Origin of the sequence: Nocardioides sp. CPCC 206348, assembly GCF_048654705.1 — a bacterium.
GTDB lineage: Bacteria > Actinomycetota > Actinomycetes > Propionibacteriales > Nocardioidaceae > Nocardioides.
In genome coordinates this window covers 123536-124568 of the sequence record NZ_JBMCZA010000198.1, presented here as the reverse complement: position 1 = coordinate 124568, position 1033 = coordinate 123536, and the positions used below count along the sequence as shown (strand labels likewise).

Annotated in this window: 2 protein-coding genes; one reads left to right on the top strand and one right to left on the bottom strand. The window is 70.6% G+C overall.

Features of this window, described 5'->3' with window-relative positions:
- Positions 1 to 270 (bottom strand): hypothetical protein (locus ACOADB_RS19035; RefSeq protein WP_378601987.1); only part of this gene is annotated, 270 nt, incomplete at its 3' end.
- Positions 271 to 427: 157 nt separating this feature from the next.
- On the opposite strand from ACOADB_RS19035, the gene ACOADB_RS19030 reads away from it, so the two are divergent.
- On the top strand, positions 428 to 1033 hold a 606-nt coding region (locus ACOADB_RS19030; protein ID WP_378601984.1), incomplete at its 3' end, for a hypothetical protein.

Here is a 1033-nt window from a genome sequence, read left to right as displayed (position 1 = left end):
CACCAGCGCGAGGACCAGGCCGCGGCGGTCGGCACGCTGCGGGGAGGCAGTACGCACGGCCAGGCCGAAGGCGATCGCGAGGCCGACGGTGATCACCCCGACGACGACCAGCCAGCTGTAGAAGTCGTTCCTGGTCCGGGTCGCCTCGTAGTTGGCGAGGGGCGACCAGAAAGTGCCGATCGCGGTGAGGACTGCGGAGATGCCGGCGCTCGCCGCGGCCCAGGCGGGCCAGGTGCGGGTGCCGGTGGTGAGAGATGCGGTGGTGGTCATGGCTGCTCCTCGGTGGAAGGTGAACGAACAGCTCCATGGCACCGGTTCGCCCGTCTTCTCGGCAGTGACCGGTGACCGTGCGGGCCCGGGACGATTTCCCGGGACAGTTGGGACAAAGCGGCACCCACGACAGCCCGTCTGACTCCACACTGGCTCCATGACCGTGCCGTCCGACGCCGCGCTCCGCCGCCTGGGGCTGGCCGTGTTCGGTGCGCAGGTGGCGCTCAACCTCGCCTACTACTTCCTGTCGCGGGGCGTCTCCGACCAGCCAGCGCTCACCTACGAGACGCAGACGGACGCGAGCAAGATCGTGCTCGGTCTCGCTCCGGGCCTGGTCGGGCTGTTCCTGGTCTGGGCGCGGCCGCGCAACCCGATCGGGTGGCTGATCGGGGTCGCCGGTCTGTCGCTGATGCTGAGCAACGCCGGCCAGATGTACGGCGCCCGCGCCTTCGCGATGCCTGAGGAAGGACTGCCGCTCGGCACCCTGGCGCTCTCCCTCTCCGCGCCCCTCTGGGTCCCGCCGGTCTACTTCCTGGTGACCCACCTCCTGGTCCGCTATCCCAGCGGGTCGGTGAGCGGGCGCTGGCCGCGCCGCTTCGACCGCGCCGTCCTTGTCGCGTACCCGTTCCTGTTCGTCGGCTATGCGACGAGCGACCCGTCGGTCACCGACGTCGTGCGCGACGAGCACCCGCCGGTCCGGCTGCCGGAGCTACTTGCGGGCGCAATGGCAGGGGCTGCTGCGGTCGTGATCCTGGTCTGCGGT